The 18,805-nt window shown below is 65.5% G+C and carries 25 protein-coding genes and 1 pseudogene; 15 read left to right on the plus strand and 11 right to left on the minus strand.

Annotated features, from left to right (window positions below):
* The first annotated feature begins 24 nt into the window (after positions 1-24).
* The 6 genes from KBZ19_RS09765 to KBZ19_RS09790 all read left to right on the plus strand — a co-directional run bounded on the left by KBZ19_RS09765 (position 25) and on the right by KBZ19_RS09790 (position 6,091).
* Positions 25-234 (plus strand): hypothetical protein, encoded by a 210-nt coding sequence (locus KBZ19_RS09765; protein ID WP_255100799.1) that lies wholly within the window; start codon positions 25-27, stop codon positions 232-234.
* Positions 225-1,994, plus strand: coding sequence for a glycosyltransferase family 39 protein (locus tag KBZ19_RS09770; RefSeq protein WP_255100800.1), 1,770 nt, complete (start codon positions 225-227; stop codon positions 1,992-1,994). The genes KBZ19_RS09765 and KBZ19_RS09770 overlap by 10 nt, the downstream gene beginning before the upstream one ends.
* Positions 1,991-2,659, plus strand: a complete 669-nt coding sequence (locus KBZ19_RS09775; RefSeq protein WP_233132995.1) for a phosphatase PAP2 family protein — start codon at positions 1,991-1,993, stop codon at positions 2,657-2,659. The genes KBZ19_RS09770 and KBZ19_RS09775 overlap by 4 nt, the downstream gene beginning before the upstream one ends.
* Entirely contained in the window at positions 2,656-3,063 is a 408-nt protein-coding gene (locus tag KBZ19_RS09780) for a DUF1824 family protein (RefSeq protein ID WP_255100801.1), read from the plus strand. Before KBZ19_RS09775 ends, KBZ19_RS09780 begins: the two co-directional genes overlap by 4 nt.
* Before the next feature lie 120 nt (positions 3,064-3,183).
* The gene (gene hemC, locus KBZ19_RS09785; protein WP_094513039.1) at positions 3,184-4,137 is read left to right on the plus strand and encodes a hydroxymethylbilane synthase; all 954 of its coding nucleotides are present in this window, start codon (positions 3,184-3,186) and stop codon (positions 4,135-4,137) included.
* Complete coding sequence (locus tag KBZ19_RS09790) at positions 4,112-6,091, plus strand: chloride channel protein (RefSeq protein WP_255100802.1); 1,980 nt, start codon at positions 4,112-4,114, stop codon at positions 6,089-6,091. Before hemC ends, KBZ19_RS09790 begins: the two co-directional genes overlap by 26 nt.
* Here KBZ19_RS09790 and KBZ19_RS09795 read toward each other — a convergent pair.
* The 4 genes from KBZ19_RS09795 to KBZ19_RS09810 form a co-directional block, all read right to left on the minus strand.
* Entirely contained in the window at positions 6,081-6,806 is a 726-nt protein-coding gene (locus KBZ19_RS09795; protein WP_255100803.1) for a L,D-transpeptidase, read from the minus strand. The two genes, KBZ19_RS09790 and KBZ19_RS09795, sit on opposite strands and share 11 nt — an antisense overlap.
* Positions 6,807-6,842: 36 nt before the next feature.
* Positions 6,843-7,430 (minus strand): inorganic diphosphatase, encoded by a 588-nt coding sequence (locus KBZ19_RS09800; protein WP_255100804.1) that lies wholly within the window; start codon positions 7,428-7,430, stop codon positions 6,843-6,845.
* Positions 7,431-7,653: 223 nt separating this feature from the next.
* Positions 7,654-9,195, minus strand: coding sequence for a carboxypeptidase M32 (locus KBZ19_RS09805; protein ID WP_255100973.1), 1,542 nt, complete (start codon positions 9,193-9,195; stop codon positions 7,654-7,656).
* A gap of 41 nt (positions 9,196-9,236) precedes the next feature.
* Positions 9,237-9,677: an OsmC family protein gene (locus tag KBZ19_RS09810; RefSeq protein WP_094512931.1), complete on the minus strand. Its 441-nt coding sequence runs from the start codon at positions 9,675-9,677 to the stop codon at positions 9,237-9,239.
* Positions 9,678-9,738: 61 nt separating this feature from the next.
* Here KBZ19_RS09810 and KBZ19_RS09815 point away from each other — a divergent pair, with 61 nt between their 5' ends.
* Entirely contained in the window at positions 9,739-10,215 is a 477-nt protein-coding gene (locus tag KBZ19_RS09815; protein ID WP_255100805.1) for a DUF2721 domain-containing protein, read from the plus strand.
* Positions 10,216-10,598: 383 nt separating this feature from the next.
* Complete coding sequence (locus tag KBZ19_RS09820) at positions 10,599-11,426, plus strand: response regulator transcription factor (protein WP_255100806.1); 828 nt, start codon at positions 10,599-10,601, stop codon at positions 11,424-11,426.
* Here KBZ19_RS09820 and KBZ19_RS09825 read toward each other — a convergent pair whose 3' ends face one another.
* On the minus strand, positions 11,427-11,708 hold the full coding sequence (locus tag KBZ19_RS09825; RefSeq protein WP_369803032.1) for a hypothetical protein: 282 nt from the start codon (positions 11,706-11,708) through the stop codon (positions 11,427-11,429).
* 72 nt (positions 11,709-11,780) lie between these two features.
* On the opposite strand from KBZ19_RS09825, the gene KBZ19_RS09830 reads away from it, so the two are divergent.
* The 4 genes from KBZ19_RS09830 to KBZ19_RS09845 all read left to right on the plus strand — a co-directional run bounded on the left by KBZ19_RS09830 (position 11,781) and on the right by KBZ19_RS09845 (position 14,368).
* Positions 11,781-12,233 carry a secondary thiamine-phosphate synthase enzyme YjbQ gene (locus KBZ19_RS09830; protein ID WP_255100807.1) on the plus strand — a complete coding sequence of 151 codons (453 nt, stop codon included), beginning with the start codon at positions 11,781-11,783 and terminating at the stop codon, positions 12,231-12,233.
* Positions 12,234-12,527: 294 nt separating this feature from the next.
* Positions 12,528-12,908, plus strand: a complete 381-nt coding sequence (locus KBZ19_RS09835) for a hypothetical protein (RefSeq protein WP_255100808.1) — start codon at positions 12,528-12,530, stop codon at positions 12,906-12,908.
* A 124-nt stretch (positions 12,909-13,032) separates the two neighbouring features.
* A complete protein-coding gene (locus KBZ19_RS09840) occupies positions 13,033-13,491 on the plus strand; it encodes a hypothetical protein (protein ID WP_255100809.1) in 459 nt (152 codons plus the stop codon).
* Positions 13,492-13,573: 82 nt separating this feature from the next.
* A complete protein-coding gene (locus KBZ19_RS09845) occupies positions 13,574-14,368 on the plus strand; it encodes a CPBP family intramembrane glutamic endopeptidase (RefSeq protein ID WP_255100810.1) in 795 nt (264 codons plus the stop codon).
* A 650-nt stretch (positions 14,369-15,018) separates the two neighbouring features.
* Here KBZ19_RS09845 and KBZ19_RS09850 read toward each other — a convergent pair.
* Positions 15,019-15,282, minus strand: coding sequence for a hypothetical protein (locus KBZ19_RS09850; RefSeq protein ID WP_255100811.1), 264 nt, complete (start codon positions 15,280-15,282; stop codon positions 15,019-15,021).
* 244 nt (positions 15,283-15,526) lie between these two features.
* Here KBZ19_RS09850 and KBZ19_RS09855 point away from each other — a divergent pair, with 244 nt between their 5' ends.
* A complete protein-coding gene (locus KBZ19_RS09855; protein ID WP_255100812.1) occupies positions 15,527-15,655 on the plus strand; it encodes a hypothetical protein in 129 nt (42 codons plus the stop codon).
* Positions 15,656-15,739: 84 nt separating this feature from the next.
* Here the strand turns inward: KBZ19_RS09855 and KBZ19_RS09860 are convergent, their stop codons facing one another.
* The 5 genes from KBZ19_RS09860 to KBZ19_RS09880 form a co-directional block, all read right to left on the minus strand.
* Entirely contained in the window at positions 15,740-16,024 is a 285-nt protein-coding gene (locus KBZ19_RS09860; protein WP_255100813.1) for a hypothetical protein, read from the minus strand.
* Between the two features lie 73 nt (positions 16,025-16,097).
* The gene (locus tag KBZ19_RS09865) at positions 16,098-16,229 is read right to left on the minus strand and encodes a hypothetical protein (RefSeq protein WP_255100814.1); all 132 of its coding nucleotides are present in this window, start codon (positions 16,227-16,229) and stop codon (positions 16,098-16,100) included.
* Positions 16,230-16,432: 203 nt separating this feature from the next.
* Positions 16,433-16,939 carry a hypothetical protein gene (locus KBZ19_RS09870; RefSeq protein WP_255100815.1) on the minus strand — a complete coding sequence of 169 codons (507 nt, stop codon included), beginning with the start codon at positions 16,937-16,939 and terminating at the stop codon, positions 16,433-16,435.
* Positions 16,936-17,142 carry a hypothetical protein gene (locus KBZ19_RS09875; RefSeq protein ID WP_255100816.1) on the minus strand — a complete coding sequence of 69 codons (207 nt, stop codon included), beginning with the start codon at positions 17,140-17,142 and terminating at the stop codon, positions 16,936-16,938. The genes KBZ19_RS09870 and KBZ19_RS09875 overlap by 4 nt, the downstream gene beginning before the upstream one ends.
* A gap of 21 nt (positions 17,143-17,163) precedes the next feature.
* Entirely contained in the window at positions 17,164-17,358 is a 195-nt protein-coding gene (locus KBZ19_RS09880) for a hypothetical protein (RefSeq protein ID WP_255100817.1), read from the minus strand.
* Positions 17,359-17,622: 264 nt separating this feature from the next.
* Between KBZ19_RS09880 and KBZ19_RS15220 the strand changes: the two are divergent.
* Together KBZ19_RS15220 and KBZ19_RS09885 are read left to right on the plus strand one after the other, a co-directional pair.
* Positions 17,623-17,769 (plus strand): annotated as a pseudogene (locus KBZ19_RS15220) (DUF4236 domain-containing protein); the annotation flags it as partial.
* A 177-nt stretch (positions 17,770-17,946) separates the two neighbouring features.
* Positions 17,947-18,783 carry a hypothetical protein gene (locus KBZ19_RS09885; RefSeq protein ID WP_255100818.1) on the plus strand — a complete coding sequence of 279 codons (837 nt, stop codon included), beginning with the start codon at positions 17,947-17,949 and terminating at the stop codon, positions 18,781-18,783.
* The last annotated feature ends 22 nt before the right edge of the window (positions 18,784-18,805 follow it).

Consider the following 18,805-nt stretch of genomic DNA (forward strand, 5'->3'; position numbering starts at 1 on the left):
GCGGAAGTCTTCCGCTTGCACCCGATGGCCATTGACCTGATCGCCATTGACCTGATCGCCTTTGGTTCGATTTCCCTGGCTCTCATTCCCCTCGATTCAGACCCTTCTCGGCTCCAGTTGGATGTGTTGAAATCCGATCTGTCTCAGCGCCTCACCAGTCCCGCCGCTCTGGCGTCCCGCCGTCGGTGGCTGCTCCCTCCTTCCCCAGCCCGCCTCCTGATCGCATGCTCGTGATCTCCTCGCTGCAGGCGCGCCCGGCCCGCCTGGCCTTGGTGACTGCCGCCGGTCTGCTGCTGCTCTGCTGGCTGGCCTTCTTCAATCACCTGGGCACGCTCAGCTTGATGGACAAGACCGAAGCCCTCTTTGTGGAAGTGGGCCGGGAGATGCTGCTGCGCAACGACTGGATCACGCCCCACTGGAACGGCGAGCCGTTCTTTGACTATCCGGTGTGGGGGTACTGGATGGTGGCCCTCAGCTTCCGCCTCTTCGGCGTCAGCGCCTGGGCTGCCCGGCTGCCGGTGGCGCTGATGGCCAGCCTGGTGGTGGTGGCGGGGTTCGTGCTCCTGTGGCTGCTTGCTGAAGGCGAAGCCACGCCGGCTCGCCTGCGGCGCTCCTGGCTGGGGGCGGTGTTGCTGGCGCTCAACCCCGCCTGGGTGGGCTGGGGGCGCAGCTCCGTCACCGACATGTTCCTCTCCAGCGCCATCACCCTCTCGCTGTTCGGCTTTTTCCTGGCGTACAGCAAGGTGGACAGGCCCGTGCTGCGGCGCGTGGGCTACGTGGTGATGCCTGTGTTCAGTGCCATTGCGGTGCTCGCCAAGGGACCCGTGGGTCTGGTGCTGCCGGGGGCGGTGATTGTGGTGTTCCTGCTCTGCCAGGCCCAGCTGTTCACGGTGCTGCGGCAAATGCCGATGCTGCAGATGGCTGTGCTGTTCCTGGCGGTGGGCAGTCCCTGGTACGTGTGGGCTGCAAAGGTGAACGGCGCCGACTTTCTTGGCGGCTTCTTCGGCTTCAGCAACCTGCAGCGCTACACCTCGGTGCTCTACGGCCATTCCGGCCCTTGGTACTTCTATCTGCCCTGGTGCGTGATCCTGCTGCTGCCGTGGTCGCTGTTTCTGCCGTTGGCCATGGTGCGGCTCCGCTATTGGCAACTGGGCCACTGGCGCCGGCAACCCCGCACCGCCCAGTTGGCCCCGTTCTGCCTGGTCTGGTTTCTGGTGGTGCTGGTGTTTTTCTCTGTCGCCAGCACCAAGCTCGCCGGATATATCCTGCCCCTGATTCCCGCCGGTGCGCTGCTGGTGGCGTTGTTCTGGCAGCCGCTGCCCGCTGCGACCGCCCCCTTACCGGCCACCGATCGCTGGCAGAAGCTTTTCGGCTGGCTGAATGCGCTGCTGTTGGCGGTGATGGCCACTGCCGCCGTGGTGGCCCCGCGCTGGGCCGCTTCCGACCCCGCCTATCCCGGCTTTGCCAAGGCCCTCAACAGCTCCGGGTTGCCGATGCTGCTGGGGGGGCTGCTGGCGGTGGCGGCGTTCTCGATGGTGGTGCAGCTCCTGCGTCGCGGCCCGCTGCAGCACCTGTGGCTGCCAGATGCGGCGGCCTTTGCCGGCGTCCTCCTGCTGGTGGTGCCAGGACTTGCCCCCTTGATGGAGAGGGAGCGACAGCAACCGGTGCGCGAGCTCGCCGTTCTCGCCGGCCAGCTGGCTGGACCGCAGGAACCGCTGCTGGTGGTGGGCTACATGCGCTACAGCGTGGTGTTCTACAGCGGCCGGCCCGTGCAGTTCTTTGACAGCGTCAAAGGGGCCCGTCGGGGCTTGCGGGACAGCCAGCCGGCCAGCGTGCTGGTGTTCGGCGAACAGCGCAAGCTCGAGGACCTCAACACGGAGGGGGGGCAGGTGCAGACCCTGGCCAGCCGCGGCAATCACCGCCTGCTTCGCTACGTGCCCGGGCCGGCAGCGGTGAAGGGATCAGAGCCCCGCCCCGGCGGCGCCGGTTCGTGAACCGCTTCCGCCGCTGGTGCCGGCTGTTCGGCGTCCCTAGGCTGCTGGCCTGCGTGATCGCTCTGGGGCTGGTGCTCTGGATCGAGGCCACGATGGTGAACCAGAAGCACCCTGAGCTCGATATCGCCATCCTCGACTGGCTGGGCCAGGTGATTCCTCCCCAGCCGGGCGCCCTGCTCGTGCTCGTGTACAAGCTCAGCGGCACCCGCTTCACCGCCGTGCTGGTGGCGGCCGCACTGGTGTTCCTTTACACCAAGCGGGCTTGGAACGAGCTGCGCTGGCTGGCGGTGGGGACGGCTGGAATTCTGCTGATCGTGGATCGCTGGCTCAAGCCGATGTTTGATCGCTCGCGCCCCCCCGACCGGCTGGTGGAGGTGATCGGCCGCAGTTTTCCCAGTGGCCATGCCGCCGGCGCCGTGGTGTTCTATTTCCTCATGTGCATGATCCTCTCCTCGCTCTACCCGCGCCTGCGGCGCCCGTTGTATGTGGGTGCCTCGCTCTGGGTGGCGCTGGTGTGGCTCAGCACCCTCTACTGCCGGGTGCACTGGCCCACCGACATGGTGGGTGGCGCTTGCGTCGGCTTCATCTGGTTCAGCATCTGCGCCGTGAGCCTCCAGTTCTGCGCCCCCCGGCAGACTGGCCCTTCCCTGGGGCGAACCCCTTGACCACACCCGCTTCGCTCAGCACGCTCGCGGCTCTCTGCGGCCTGCGTACGGCGCCGGAGCTCACTGCCGCGGCCCGTCAGGCGCTGCGCAGTGAACTCGACCAGCGGCTGGCGGCCTGTGAATGGTTCACCGTCGGGGTGATGGCACCCTCCGCCTCCCAGGCGGTGGCGGCGCTGCGCGCCTGTGAGAAGGCCCTCGGCTGGGAGCCCCTGCAGGCTCCTGACCGCGACACCTCTGACAGTGAGGAGGGCCCGGTGTTCCTCAAGGGCAACCAGCGCACTGGTCACTTCCTGCTGCGTCCGGAATCCGGCCTCGGCTGCGGCCTGCTGATCACCGGCCACAGCAGCGTGGCGCCCGAAGCGGAAGACACCTGGGGACCGTTCCCCCTCGATTTCTTCGCCTGATCCGGGCCTGGTGCCGCTGATGGATCAGGTTCTCTGTTACGTCGCCCGGGCCCGCGGCCGGCCTGTCCTTAGGCTGGGCGGCTGTGAAACGGCCGTGACGCCGAAGTGAGGACTGACGTGATGGCCGGCTCCACCCTGCGCATTGCCTCCCGCCGCAGCCAGCTGGCGATGGTGCAGACCCACTGGGTGCGGGATGCCCTCTCCGCTGCCCATCCCTCGCTGGAGATCAGCATCGAGGCGATGGCCACCCAGGGCGACAAGATCCTTGATGTGGCGCTGGCCAAGATCGGTGACAAGGGCTTGTTCACCAAGGAACTGGAAGCCCAGATGCTGGTCGACCAAGCCGACATCGCCGTCCACAGCCTCAAGGATCTGCCCACCAACCTGCCTGAGGGGCTGATGCTCGGCTGCGTCACCGAGCGGGAGGATCCCGCCGATGCCCTGGTGGTGCACGCCCGCCATGCCGACAAGAGCCTGGCCACCCTGCCGGAAGGCAGCGTGGTGGGCACCAGCTCGCTGCGCCGGCTCGCCCAGCTGCGCCACCACTACCCCCAGCTCACCTTCAAGGATGTGCGCGGCAATGTGATCACCCGGCTGGAAAAGCTGGATGCCGGCCAGTACGACTGCCTGATTCTGGCTGCCGCCGGCCTGGGCCGGCTGGGGCTGGCTGACCGCATCCATGAACTGATCGACCCCTCGATCTCCCTGCACGCCGTGGGTCAGGGCGCGCTCGGCATCGAATGCCGCGAGGGCGATACCGCCGTGCTCGAAACGATCAAGGTGCTGGAGCACCTCCCCACGGCCCGCCGCTGCCTGGCGGAGCGGGCCTTCCTGCGCCAGCTCGAAGGTGGCTGTCAGGTGCCGATCGGGGTCAACAGCCGCTTCGACGGTGACGAGCTGGTGCTGACGGGCATGGTGGCCAGCCTCGACGGCCAGCGCCTGCTTCGCAACGAGGCCCGCGGCGATCAAACCGAGCCGGAGGCCATCGGCATCGCCCTCGCCCACACCCTGCGCAGTGAAGGGGCGGGCGAAATCCTGGAGGAGATTTTTGCAGCTGTCAGGCCCGAGGCTTGAACCGGCCGGCCCTCCCCAGCCACGGGAGGGTGACAGCCGTGGACTGCCCTTCCAGTGGAGCCTGCTGGCCTGGGCTGCGCTGGTGGGGGTGCTCACCGGCGCGGCTGTGGTGGGCTTCCACTATCTGCTCGGCTTCATCAACAATTTTCTGTTCGGCACGCTCGTAGAGTGGGGCACGGGGCTGCTGGGCAGCGCTCAGCCCGATCCCACCCCACCACCGGAGATCTTCACCACCTCCGCCCCCTCCGGCACCCCGCTGAAGGCGCTGGTGCTGATCGGTCTCGGTGGCATCGGCTTCCTGCCACCGCCTCCACTGCCGCCAGTGCCGGTGCCGCTGCCCGTGCCCGCCAGCGGCCTGGCCGGTTGGTTGACTTCCTGGCCGGTGCTGCTGGCGCCGGTGCTGGGTGGACTGTGTGTAGGGCTGCTGCGCCAGCTCGCGCGTGATCTGGGCCCCAGCCTGCCGAGCCTGATGGCCATGGCTGATGGCGCCCTGCCGGCGACGCCGCGCCTGCCGCTGCTGCGCCTGATTGCCGCCTCACTCAGCCTTGGCAGTGGCGCCTCGCTCGGGCCGGAGGGGCCGAGTGTGGAGAGCGGCGGCAACATCGGCCTCTGGCTCGGCTTGCGCGGGGGGCTCACACCCGATTCCCAGAAGGCACTGGTGGCCGCCGGCGTGGCGGCAGGGCTGGCGGCCGGTTTCCAGGCGCCGATCGCCGGCGTGTTCTTCGCCTTCGAGGGGGCCTACAGCACCATCCCCGGCCGGCCCAGCCTCAGGGCTGTGCTGGTGGCGGCGGTGGCCTCTTCCCTGGTCACGCAACTGTCGCTGGGGGACCAGCCGATCTTCCGCCTGCCCGCCTACGAGGTGCGCTCCCCCCTGGAGCTGCCCCTCTACCTGGGCCTTGGGGTGGTGGCGAGCCTGATGTCGTGGGCGCTGGTGAGCATCCTGGCCGCAGGCCGCAGCGCCGCTGTGCAGCGGCGGGTGGAGCGCCTGCCTGCCGTGCTCGTCAACGCCCTCGGCGGCCTTGGGGTGGGGGTGATGGCGCTCGGTTTCCCGCAGGTGCTGGGCGTGGGCTACGACACGATCGAAGCGCTGCTGGGCCGGGAAGGTGGTGTGGCCTTCACCAGCCTGCTGGCGCTGCTGGCCGTGAAGCTGCTGGCCACGGGGCTCAGCAATGCCAGCGGCTTTGTGGGGGGTGGCTTTGCGCCTGCTCTCTTTCTGGGGGCAGTGCTGGGCAACTGCTACGGCCAGCTGCTGGGCGAAAGCGGCTTCGGCCTGCCGGTGGCCGAACCGCCGGCCTACGCCATGGTGGGCATGGCCGCCGTGCTGGCCGGCAGTGCCCGGGCGCCGCTCACGGCCCTGCTGCTGCTGTTCGAGCTCACCCACGACATCCGCATCGTGCTGCCGCTGATGGCGGCCACGGGGCTGAGCGCCGTGCTGGTGGAGCGATGGCATGGCCTGGCCGATCCAGGCCTGCTGGGGCCCGATCCGGTGGAAGAGGAACGTCGTGCCCGCCTGGCGGGCCTGTCGGTGCGGGCAGCGCTGGAACCGGAGAGACCGCTGGTGCTGCCGGGAACCACCGCTGCGGCAGAGGCGCTGGCGCAGCTGGTGCGGGCCCATGGCCATTGTCTGCTGATCGAGCAGGACGGCTGGGTGGTGGGGCTGGCCACGCTGATGGACCTGCAGCGGGTGATCACCAGCCAGGGGGGGGCGGCGCCGCTGAGCGACTGCCGCCGAGCCGAGCTGATCTGGCTGCCGGCCAGCGCTAGCCTCGCGCAGCTGGAGGACCAGCTCAACCCCAACGGTCTGCGCCAGCTGCCGGTGTTTGAACAGGACGATGGCCCTCAGGCCAAGCTGCCGGCCGGCGTGCCCTGGGCAGGCTTGCGAGCCGATGAGCTTCAAGGCATGGCCAGCCGTGATGGCATGGCGCTCGCGCTGGCCCGTGGGCTCAGCGGGTGATCACCACCGGGGTGCCCACGTCCACCAGGTCGAAGAGTTTGCGCACGTGTTCGTGGAACATGCGCACGCAGCCATTGGTGACCGCCGAACGGGAGCTGACCGTCCATGCCCAGGCGCTGGGCGTGCCGTGGATGCCGAACTGGTTGGGGCCGACGGTCTTGAACCCCAGCCAGCGATCACCCAGGGGACCGTTCGGCCCGACGGTGCCTTTCACCTTGCCGGTTCTGGTGCTGGCGTAGATCGGGTTGACCACCTTGTTGGTGACCTGAAAGGTGCCGGTGGGCGTGGGCGTGCGGGCATCACCGATCGCCACCGGCCAGGGGCCATACACCTTGCCGCCCTGCTCAAGCCGGATGTCCCGCTTGCCCAGCCGCAGCACGATCCGTGAGGCCACGACCGGCTGCGCCGTTGGGGTGGCGGCGGGTGACGCGGTGGCTGGGGCAGTGGTGGCTCCAGGTGCCGGGCTGTTGGCTGCCGGGGTGGTTCCAGGCGCCGTGATTGTGGGTGTTGTGGCTTCCGGCGCTGCGACCGCAGGTGCCGGTGTGGCCGTGCCCGGCGCCGAGCTGGCCGGACCCGCCGGTGTGGCGGTGGGGAGTGCCAGTGCAGCGGTGCCTGCGAGCAGGGTGGCGCTGCACAGGCTGATCACCAGTGCGCCGGTGGAGGTCACCAGAGCACCGGTGGAGGCGCCAGGACTGCGAAGGTGCGGAAGAACCATTGGGATCGGGCGCATTCAGGTGCCGGTCGTGGGGCTTCAGCCCACAAGTTTGGCATCGATGGTGTCGAGATAGCGCTTTTCGCATTCCTTGATGATGCGAACCGCCTCCTCCACGCCGAAGAATCCATTCACTTTGCAGGTGCCGGGCTTCTTCAGATCCTTGTAGTGCTCCCAGTAGTAGTGGGTTTCCTTCTGCCAGTGGGCGCCCAGCTGCTCGTAGCTGGTGATGTGATCCATGCGCTTGTCATCGGCGATCACGGCGATCACCTTGTCGTCCACTTCGCCGCCGTCGTCGAAGGTCATGATGCCGATGATGCGGGCCTCCACCAGGCTGCCGGGCACCAGCGGCTCGGTCACACCCACGATCTCGATGTCGAGCGGGTCCCCGTCTTCATCCCAGGTGCGGGGGATGCAGCCGTAGGCGAAGGGATAGGCCAGGGAGGAGTAGCCCACCCTGTCGAGTTTGAGATGGCCGGTTTCGGTGATCAGTTCGTATTTGTTGATCGTCATCGAATTGAGCTCGACGATCGTGTTCAACCGCAGTTCCGCTTCGTCGGCGAAGGCCGGCAGCACATGCAGCAGGTTGAGCATCGTGCGGCTGGGCGGATGGTCGATGTTCGCCATGGCGATGGGAAACGAGCGGCGCGGCCGATCCTACGGAGTGCCCCAGACCGGCCTCACTCAGGGGCTCGCACGAAGGCGCATGCGAACGGCCTTGCTCTCAGGTCACCCTCAGACTCGGCCTCGAATCACCATGCACCCTGACGGCCTCACCCTCTGTTAACGACGCACGCTGACGGCCGCGCCACCAGCCCCCGCAGGCGCTCGCCTTGCCTTTCCCACCGGCTCAGTGGCGGACGCTGCTCAGCAACTGCTGCACCTTGGCTTCCAGATAGGTGAGGAACGGCGTGGCGCTGAGACGCTCCCCCGTGACCTGCTCCACCAGCTCCTCCCCGTTCACCGCCCGCCCCAGCGGCCAGACGTGGGCCGCCAGCCACTGCTGTAGCGCCTGTTCCTGGCCGGCGGCCACGTGTGCCTCGATCGACCCGATCTGCCGCTCCATCGCCTCGGCGAGCTGGGCGCTGATCAGATGGCCGAGGGCATAGGAAGGGAAGTAGCCGAACAGGCCTTCAGCCCAGTGGATGTCCTGCAGGCAGCCCTCGCTGTCGCTGGCCGGCCGCAGGCCCAGCAGGTCCACCATGCGCCGGTTCCATTCACCGGGCAGGTCGGCCACCGGCAGACCTCCCTCCAGCAGGGCCAGCTCCAGCTCGAAGCGCAGCACGATGTGCAGGCAGTAGCTCAGTTCATCGGCTTCCACACGAATCGGGCCGGGCCGCATCGGGTTCAGCCCCCGCCAGAAGCCATCGATGCCGCCCCAGCGATCTGCGCCGGCGCCGGCCACGAAGTGCGGCTGCCAACGGGCGGCGAAGGCGCGGCCGCGGGCCACCCGGCATTCCCAGAACAGCGACTGGCTCTCATGCACCCCCATCGAGGTGGCCTCGCCGAGCGGCCAGGGGAAGTAGTGGTCGGTGCTGCGGGGCAGGCCCTGCTCGTAGAGCGAATGCCCCCATTCGTGGGCGGTGGCCAGGAAGGAGGAGAACGGCTGCCCGGGCACCACGCGTGTGGTGATGCGGAAATCCTGAGGTCCGACCGTGCAGGAGAAGGGGTGAGCGGACCGGGAGCGCTGGCAGCGCGTCGGGTCGTAGCCCCAGCTGTCGAGCAGCTCACTGCAGAGGCGTTCCTGCTCCGTCTCCGGCAGCTCGGCGGTGGCGGTGCTCTCCCCGCTCTGCTGGGAGGTGGCGGCGGCCACCTGCTCCAGCAGCACCGGCAGGGTCGCCTTCAGCGGGGCGAACAGCTCCTCCACCCGCGCTGTGCTGATGTCGGGTTCGAACGGCTGGGCCAGCACCTCCCAGGGGCTGCGCGGCGCCAGCTCGGCGCTGGCCAGTTGCCCGGCCTGCTCCTGGCGCAGGGCGATCAGCTCCGCCAAGGCGGGGGCGAAGGTGGGGAAGTCGTTGTGGCGGCGGGCGTTCTGCCAGAGGGCGTTGCCCTTCGACTGCGCCCTGGCCAGGCTGGCCACCAGCGCAGGGTCGAGGCAGCGCTGCCGTTCCAGTTCGAGGCGCACCAGCTGCAGGTTGCGGCGCCGCTCGGCGGGCGCTGAGGCCCCCAGTTCCGCCTCGGCGGCCGCCACCAGTTCGGCGTAGTGGGCGCTGCTCTGACGGGCATGGATCTGGCTCGCCAGCAAGGCCAGCTGCTCGCCGCGCCACTCGGCCCCGGCCGCAGGCATCACCGTGTTCTGGTCGTAGTAGAGCGCGCTGCTGATCGACCCGAGCACCCTGGTTTCGTGCAGGTGATCCTGCAGGCGTTGCAGGGCGGTGGCCGGCTCGGACATCGGAGGAGCTGCGGTGGCGAGGCCCAGCATGGCGTCCTCGCTCATGCGGCCGGCGGCTGGTCTGAGGCGGGCGTGCCGGCGTGCTCCCAGATCAGTTCCATGGCCACGGCGCCTTCCAGGCTCTGCTTCACCGGGCAGCTTTCCGCCGCGCGCTGCAGCAACTGGCGATGATCCGCCGCCAGGCCCTCCGGCAGGGTGATCCACACCGTGAGCGCCTCGATGCGGCGTCGACCGGAGCGGGTCATCGTTTTCTCAACCCGGGCCCGGCTCCCCTCCAGCGCCCAGCCGTGCCGCTGGGCCGTGATGCCCATCACCGTGAGGATGCAGGTGGCCAGGGCCGTAGCCACCAGATCGGTGGGGGAGAAGCGCTCGCCCTTGCCTTCGTTGTCCAGCGGAGCATCGGTGAGCAGGGAGGAACCGGAGGGTTCATGCAGGGCCTGGCAGCGGAGTGAACCTTCGTACTGGCACTGGATGGTGGTCATCGCGGCGAGGCCGATCGTGTCTGCCCCTGAGAATGGCAGCGGAGTCTTCTGGCGGAATGCGATGACGGCCCCGGACATCCTCGTGCTCGCGGCCGGCACGGAAAGCACCGCAGCGGTCGCCAAGCTCTCCTATGCCATTCAGCTGTCGGTGGCGCCGGTGTTCCTGCTCACGGGCATCACCGGCCTGCTGAGCATGTTCACCCAGCGGTTGGCACGGATCGTCGACCGCACCCGCCTGCTGCAGGAGGCTCTCGCTCGGGGCACCACCCTGGAGGCGCGCCGCTTGCGCAAATCGCTGGATGTGCAGAAGAAGCGCATGTTTTTGATCAACCGCGCCATCTTCTGCGTCACCTTCACAGCGCTGCTGATCGCCGCGGTGGTGGCTGTGATGTTCGTGAGTGCGGTGGCGGTTTTGGATCTTGCCGCCATCCTGGTGCCAGCCTTCGTGCTGGCGATGCTGATGCTGATCGTGGGGCTGGTGCTTTTCCTGCAGGAGGTGCAGCTGGCGATTTCCCAGAATCCCAAGCGTTACTACTGAACCTGCCGATGCGCCAGGCGCAGTGACCGCGCGCTTCGGTATTGAGGCTTCAGGGCATTGCCTGGCCCGTGCGGTAGTGAAACTGAATGGGGCGCCAATGCGTTTTCAGAGGATTGCGTGTCTCCAGGCTGGTGTGAGTGACCGGTGTGGCGCAAAAAATGAGAAGAATAGGGTGCTGTTCTAACGGTGCCCGAGCGATGGCACGGCAATTCTTCTGCAATTCGCCATGGAAACGGCTACCCTCACACAACTTCGTTCTATACGACTTTGCCCGGCCGTGCACATTTTCCCACCCGCCCAATGTGGTCGATTTGGCCCGTGTCGGGGATGTTCCAGGCGGCTAACCGCCTTCAGATGGACCATGTCCCTGTTCTGTCCATCCCATGGCTGGCGTTGTTACCTCTGATACCCCAGTTGTCTGCACAAAGGCAACTCGACCATCTGCCGCTGCGGCATTCAGCGGCAGACTCGCCGGACGATTAATGGATTTCAACCCGTTCCTACAATCTGATCTGGAGCACGATGAAGCCACCAGGAAGCTACTCTTTGGTCGCTCGCTGCTGTGTGTGAGCGCTCGGCGCATGATGATCGGCCACATGAAAATTCTCCTGGAAAGTGTGTTCTGTTCACTGCATAGCGCCACTACTGAGGAGGCTGGCTTGAAGCATCTTCAGCAGCTCGTGCCCGATCTTGTGCTGGTGGGTGAATTCCTTGAAGGAAGCACGGGAATGGCTTTCATTCGCAGGATCAAGCATCGCTATCCCCACCTGCCGTGCCTGCTGATCTTGCAGAACGAAACATCGGACGTGCTGGAGGAAGCGTTCGCCTCGGGCAGTGATGGCATCTGCCTAGAGCGCTATGCGGGCCGGGGTTATATCGTCACGGCGCTCAAGGTGATCCTTGATGGCGGCATCTACATGGATGCCCCTCTGTTGACGATCATGCTGAAGGGTACGTTCAGCTCCGTTGGGGAAGTCAGAACACGGCTGACCCCCCGCGAACGCGATGTGCTCTGCAAGCTGGTGGAAGGGTACAGAAATGCAGAGATCGCTGCCCAGCTGCTCGTGTCCGTGGAAACGGTGCGAACCCACATGAAGGCGATTCGAAGCAAACTGGGAGCACGCAATCGCAACCATGCTGCCCTGATCGCCGTTACCACCGGGCTTGTGCGCTGGCAAAAGGGACCGAGCCAAGGCCGTGATCCCCTGTGATCATTTCTTGCGGCAATAGCCTCCGCCGATGTTCATCCACCCCGACTGACAGGCTTCTCCATCCCGTGGACTCACGGTGTAAGAGGTGACCCCGAGGGTACTGCACTTGCCGTTGAAGGTGTCGACATACCCGAGCGGACACATTCCTTCTCGCTTCGGGATCACCTGCTGTGCAATGGCCCCGCCCGCCACAGCCCCACCCGCCAGCGGAACCATGAGCAGCGCCATCAGGCCAATAGGAAGCTGTGCGGCACGCCATGAAGCAAGGGGAAGGGGAGCCATTGGAAATCTGTTGTGATGGCGCAACCATAGAGACTAAAGATGACCCAACCATGACCGCCCGGCCTGTTTTCCATGCTCTGTCAGTACTTGTCGCAACTGCGAGTTTCCACCGAGGGTGAGGGCTTCACCGACCTGACATCTCAGTTGGCTGCCTGCGTGACCGCTTCTGGACTCCGCCAGGGCGTTCTCAATGTGTTGCTCCGGCATACCAGCTGCAGCCTGACGATCAATGAAAACGCCGATCCCCGTGTGCTGCTGGACCTTGCTGCGTTTCTGCAGGCGCTGGTGCCGCAGGAAGGGGTGCGCCCGCTCAGTGGGCAAGGCCGGCTGCGGCCCTGGGTGCATGACGACGAAGGCCCCGACGACATGCCGGCCCATGTGCGCACGGCACTGACGGCCAGCACCCTGTCGCTGCCGTTTGAGCGGGGCCGCCTGATGCTCGGCACCTGGCAGGCGGTCTACCTCTGGGAGCACCGCGCCGCTGGCAGTTGCCGTGAGCTGAGCCTCCATCTGCTGGGGGAATGACCAGCTGACTGGGGGATGGGTCAGCTTCTGAGCCAGGGCAGCACTGGCAATTTCACCGGCACGGCGGCCGTGCAGGGTTGGGTGCTCCCGGTCCGAAAGGGCGGTCCACGGGGCGCTCTACCTGAGCCCGGGTGGTGAGCAAGAAGCGCAAGCACCAGCCACACCCTCCCCCGTGGTCACCGGACCGCTGCCCCAGGGAGGCGTGACGCTGGGCCACAGCGGCCCCCTCAATCCCGCTTAGGCCACCGCCAACGCCATCGCCGCCACCAAGGCTGAGCGCACCGCCTTAGACGGATGGCAGCGGCCCCTCCCTGGATCGGTGGCTCGCAGCTGATGGGCACCAGACGAGGCAGCCCGCTCAGCGGCACCCTTGGCACCACCGACGGGCTGATCGCCCCGCAGTTCGCCACCAATACCGCTGATCTGCTGCAATTGCTGAGTCAGCAGCCACCGGGACCATCACTTGCCCCACCGCCTGTGGAGCCCGAGTTCATGCCTGAGCTGACCAAGGCCATGATCGGGGTCGCCTGGTTCGAGCTCCAGGCCCTTGCCAATGAGCAGTTCCCACCTCATTGCCGGCGCCAGCCGTTCCTGACCCCTGAGCAGCGCAAGGTGGTGCAGAGGGCGTGGCAGAAGCGCGTCAGGGAGGCTGAGGCGGCTGACATCGATGCATAGGCCAACAGCGAGGCCCGCAGCGCCGCCAGGTAAAGCTGAGCCTCAGAGTTGCAGCCAATCCCCCGAGGCGCAGCCCCTGCCTTCGAGTGGCAAAGTGCTGCGGCCACCTGCAGGATTCTCCAGCATGAAACCAGGGAAAACCTTCGTCGCCACGGCCGCCGCTGCCGCTGCGATCGGCCTGTCCTTGCCGCTTGCCTCCCACGCGATCGATCCTGCCTATGCCAGGAAGCTGGAGAAGTCCGGCTGCACCCAGGTCACCGAGTTGCAGGGCTGTGACATCAACAAGACCAGGGAGCAGAACGCCAAGGCTGGATTCGGCACCGCAGGCGCGGCCGTGTCCCCCTATGCCGGCCAGTGGGTCGCCAGGAATGTGGACGGCCGAACCGTCTCCACCATCCGGATCGATGGCAAGAACAAGGTGCTAGTGAACGGCAAGTCCGTTGCCAGCAAACTCTCCGATGGCGCCCTCGTGTTCAAGTCCGGCTTCATCACCTACACAATTCAGGGCGACCCGCGTATCACCAACGAGAGCAGCTGGTTCGATGCCGACGCCAAGACCACCGGCCCCATTCGTCGGCAGTGATCCGCGCCCCCAGGGCATGGCGGATTGGGGTGACAGGGCACCCTGGGGTCGCTAGCAAAGCCCTGAGTGGAGTCACGCATCGATGGAGACCACCGCATCGGAGGGGGCCCGGGGGCCGCGTGTCCGTCCGACAATCCGTCTTGGGATCGCGCTCTGGCTCGCCTACAGCGCCCTGGCCGGAGTCCTGCAGTACCGCACCGGCATCCCTTACACGGACTGGTTCAAGACGGCGGGCAATGCCTTCGCCACGGCGGTTGTCCCCCTCAGCCTCGGCGGCCTGGCGCTGCTGGCCTTCACCCGCTGGTGCCGTTGGGACCACGTCTGGCGGGATCCCGTGCGACTGCGCTGCACAGGCCTGATGAAGCTGTCGATGCTGGCGTGGATGGCGATGATCGCCTTCCGCCTGGTGGGCATCCAGTGGAGCGCGGTGCCGCCGCCTCTGCTCCTGGCCATCCTCGCCGCCGGCGTCGGGGTGGGCTTCGCTGAGGAGTTGCTGTTCCGCGGTCTCTTCCTGCGCTGCCTGCGCCAGGGTGGTCGCTCGGAAGCCACCGCCGCGATCTGGACGGGCGTCTGCTTCGGCCTGTTCCATCTCCCCAACATGTTCATGGGGATGGGCTGGATCGGTGCGATCCAGGTGGTCCTGGCGGCCCTGAGCGGCATTCTTCTCTATGTCTTTCGCCGCTCCAAGGGCCTCCTCTGGCCGGCGATGGTGGCCCATGGTCTGTGGGACATCTCGACGTTCCTGGCCGGTGGCTATGCCTACCCGTGGCTGTCGCTTGCCTCGGTTGCGGCGCAGACCGTATTCGTGGTGCTTGGCCTGATCGTTTACGTAAGCCTCTACAGAACCGACCGGGCCACCGTCGTCATTCCTTCCTGAGGGAGGAGCATTTCCTCAGGCCGGCCAGTGAATACCGGGACGTGTTCGCCGGTGAGAGTGTCGATGCGTTCCCACCAGCGGAGAGAGGCGCCGAAAATGGCGAAACCCACCACTCTCCAGATGCGCTTCCCAGCCCTGATTGCGTCTCCTGTATTCGGCCTGGCCCTGGCTCCCCTGTCAGCGATGGCGGCGACGGTGATTTCTGTGGGCGTTAGCCCCAGTCTCAGCCCCGCCCCTGGTGCTGCTGCGTCGGGGTGACGCCGTAAGCGGCGGGGCCTGTCTGTAGTTCGACCCCGTGGTAAGCGCACCAGGCCTCCAGATCGTTCGGCTCGTTGGGGTCAGGAGGCAGTCCACGGTTGGTGGTCAGTGTCAGCGGCGCCCCCTTCAGGTCGTCTCGGTTAACTCCCCCACCAGCCGCACATCCTGAGCACCACGCCTGCAGTACGGGCTCTTGGGGCCACGGATCGTCAGGGTGATCCGGCGGCCCGCTCACTTCACCGGGGAATCCGGTCATACGGGCCTGTTGAACCAGCCTGAAGCGGCCTTCCCTCTCCAGCAGCTGCTCATCCGTCAGGTCGGGCCGTTCAGCCCGCTGCTGCTCGATGCTCGGTGGTGGTTGCATCTGAGGAAAGTAGGTCGACGGCGGGTGGTCACGGGTTGTGCTCCAGAACCAGGCGACTGAACTCCTTCAATTCTTCGATGCTCATGTCGTGCTTGGCGTCATTGGTACGCCAGGAGCAGATCACAAAGTCGCAGATGGGCTCGCTGTTGCGGTGGTCGATCGTTGGCTGCATCGCCCTCGCACGTTTGTAGGAGGCACCTTGCCGCCCTGACTCATCGCTGTCGTAGTTGCCGAGCAGATCCCAGCGGAGCGGTTCACCTGTCCAGTGATCGCGGCCGTTGCAGGCAACCATCGCGGCATGGACAGCCGCCTTGGCTTCGCTGACTGTGTATGAGCCCCACGTTCGCAGTCTCGTCGGCACAGACCTTGAGCCTTTCCCCGCAGCCAATTGTTGTAGGCGATCGGATCGAGATGCTCCGCTACCCATGGTGGAGGCTGGTACTTGTGGCGGGTGATGACTCCCGGCAAGTCTGGTGTCACTGGTCGGATCACTCGATCGGTCATGGCCAGGATGCTTTTGGACTGCTGGCCGCCTCATGATCACCGCCAAGTGGGGCAAAGGCCCTTCCGTGGCCTACGCCAACAACGATTCGCTGCTGCGCTTGAAGCCGCGCAAGCTGCCGGGTGCGCGGCTCGCTGCAGCATCCCCACCCGCTGCCCTGTAGGCGGTGCCTGGCTTCCCGAGGATCGCCCCCCAGCGGCAGTCGCGAGAAAGCCCCACCCGAAGGCGGGGCAGCAGGTGGGGGATCTCAGGCGGTGACGGCAGGGGAAGTGCGGGAGCGCTTCGACTGGGCGGGCTCAGCAGGCGGCTCGGGCTCTGCGACCACCACCACCGGCTCGGGCTCTGCGGGCGCCTCCTCGTCTTCGGGCTCCTCTTCCACCTGGGTGGCAGCGATCAACCAATCCAGCACCTCCGGATCGGGCTGGTGGTGGTTGTCGTAGTCGTCCAGGGCCTGCAGGCCGAGGTCGGAGGGGACATAGCTGGAGCGAGCCGAATCCCACTGGATGAAGCCCGACACGAGCAAGGCTTTCACGGTTCTGAAGTTGGCAGCAAGAGCCCAGTGAAGTTGGTGGGCGCGGGTTAGAGATAGGTCCTTCATCGGAGGATCAGGCGGTGGTGGTGAACGATTCGGCCAGTTCTTCAATCACTTCAGCGGCTCGACCCATAGAACCCGGAAATCCCCAGTCGGTGGGCGCTTTCTTCTGTGCAGCATCGAGGGCGATCAGGCGGGCTTCCAACAGTCGAACCGCCTGCAGGAAGCGGGTTCGCTAGGCGATGTACGAGGTATGAGCACGGCCCGCTGAACGGGCCTTGGTGTAGTCGCAGATCGGAAGACTCATCAGAGGCGAGTAGGTGGAGGCGAGATAGTTTCTCCACCTCTCTAGTCTTCGACAGATCCAGATTCGGTGTAGCCCGCACGATCTACTTCGGCAATGTTCAGCTACATCGAAGGATGAGCGAATGTTATGGCTAGAAGTAGCTGCACATCCCGAGTCGGGGCAGGCCTGACCGGCACGGGCTCCAGCCAGGCCGCAGGCGATCTGCGCTGCACCCGCTGCAGGGGCCGCCACCCGGGCCAGCGATCGGTGAGCTCTGCCCTGCCGATCCGGGGCAGCTCCACCACCGACGCGATGGTGTGCAGCCAGATGGTCGGCACCGAGGCAAAGGCCCGCTGCCAGGCCGTGGCCGTCACCCCCAACCGATGCGGGCCTGGGTCTGTCCAAAGGCGATCGGGGCAGTGCTGCTCCACCGCACCGATCCGAATGGCGGCGGTGATGGCCGAGACCGGCGCCCTGGAGTACAGAAGCACCCAGTCGCCAGCGGCGATGCCGGCCGAGTATGAGCGCAGCTCGCAGTTCTTACGCCCCGATCGAATCAGGCCGGCGTAGAGCGGTCGCACCGGCAGGATCCAGCGGGCGTCGGCGGCAGCGACTTCCAGTGGCGTCACTCGGCAGCCTCGGCCACCAGCCCGTCCAGGTCGACCTCGAGGAGCTCTGCGGCGAGGCCGGGTGCTGATCGGCCCTGCTCGGCAGCCGTGGCCCGCAGGACCACCACCGCCTCAGCCGGCAACCGAAGCCAGAGCACCTGCTCCTCCCACCGCAGGAGGTCGACATCGGTGAGCGTGCTGAGCCCACCAGCCAGCCTGCGCACGGCATCAGCACCGGCAACGGTCTACATCGTGGTCCTGCCGCCCAGCAAGGGAAAGCCGGAGGCTGTTCTCAAGGCCAGCTGGTAGGCCCGCAGATCGTTGTCGACCGCCGCGGCCCAGGTGCCGTGCGGGTGAAACGATCGGGCTAGAGCCAGCACCCGCTTTTCGGCGCGGGGTCGGCTTTCGATTGCCACCTCCCACCAGTGCGGGGGCCGCATCTGCTGATAGGTATCGATGAAGCGACCCAGGGCAGATATGCCTGGTTTGGTAGAGCGAGTGTTCGCCAAGTCGAGAGGGCTTGGTTGCCTCTCATTGTCTCATCATTGCCAGTCTGGTGTAGTCTGTCTCGGGCAATCGGCCAAGCTGGCTATAATTAGCTGGTGCGGTGATGTGCCTATGGCTACATTACGCTCTCTGGTGGGGTCGCCAAAATTAAAGGTCTTTTCGTATAGTGTTAGCCTGCCGGCTAGCTATTCAGTCCAATGGGTTTTCGATTTCGGAAGTCGATCCGGATCGCTCCTGGAGTACGAATCAATCTAAGCAAGTCCGGCGTAAGCACCTCAATTGGCGGAAAGGGCCTGACACTCAACAGCCGTGGCCGTGTCACCGCAAGCGTCCCAGGCACTGGTCTTTCCTACACCAGCACAATCGACCGTGGCGCTGGGCGTCGCTCGGGGTCAAGCCAGGCGAGCAGCAACACATCAGCAAAGGTCGGATGCGGATGTCTGCTCCTTCTTCTGGTACCGGTCGTCTTTGTTGCTCCATGGATCCTTCTCATTCTCATTCCAGTCGGCATCCTCTACTTGGTGGGCAACCAACTCGCCGACCAGGCTTCCAAGGCGGCACCGACAACTGCTATCACGCCTCAAGGCTCAAGGAGCAGTAGATCGAGTGCCTCAGCGCCGAGCCAAGCAATAGATTTACCTTTTGAGCAATCAGGCTCAGCAGCGCTGCGTATCCCGCCTCCACCGCCGCCGCCTCCACCGCCGCCGCCACCACCGGAGCTTGATTCATTGGCGACTTTTGGCTCTGAATACGCTGATTTTCAAGACTTTACCGATCAGGACTATCAGATCATATATGTGGACAGGAATGGCAATCGGACAGAGCGCAGAATTACGATTAACCGAATCGAGAATGGCTATGTCTACGCTTTTTGTCATTTGCGAAATGATGAAAGAGCATTCTTTTGGTCTCGGATGGAGCACTGCGTCAACTGCGCATCGGGCGAAGTTTTGAGGATTGCCGGAGAAGGTGTCTCGCGGGACGGGGTCCCAGCTGACGATGAATCCAATGAATATCAGAACAGTGATTTAGATGCGGCCATTGGCGTTCTCCTCTTCCTCGGCAAAGGAGACAGAAGGCTCATGCAGCACGAGCGGGACATACTGATTCGAGTCTATGGACTGCTTTATAAGGAAGGCGGTCTTTCGCCTGATCAGATAAGCGGGCGAATAGACTGCATGAACACGCCTTCCCGCACTCGCTACAAGGTCCTGGTCTCGCAAGTGAAATCTGCTGATCTAGAAGTCAGGCGAATCGTTCTAGATTCTGCAGAGGGATTGTTTTCCAAGCGAAAGACACTGAACCCGGTCGAAGTAGAAGCCATGGAGACATTGAAATCCAAAGTCATGCGTGACTAGAGAGCGCCATCAACCCGGCGGA

The sequence above is a fragment of the Synechococcus sp. L2F genome (assembly GCF_024345695.1).
Taxonomy (GTDB): domain Bacteria; phylum Cyanobacteriota; class Cyanobacteriia; order PCC-6307; family Cyanobiaceae; genus MW101C3.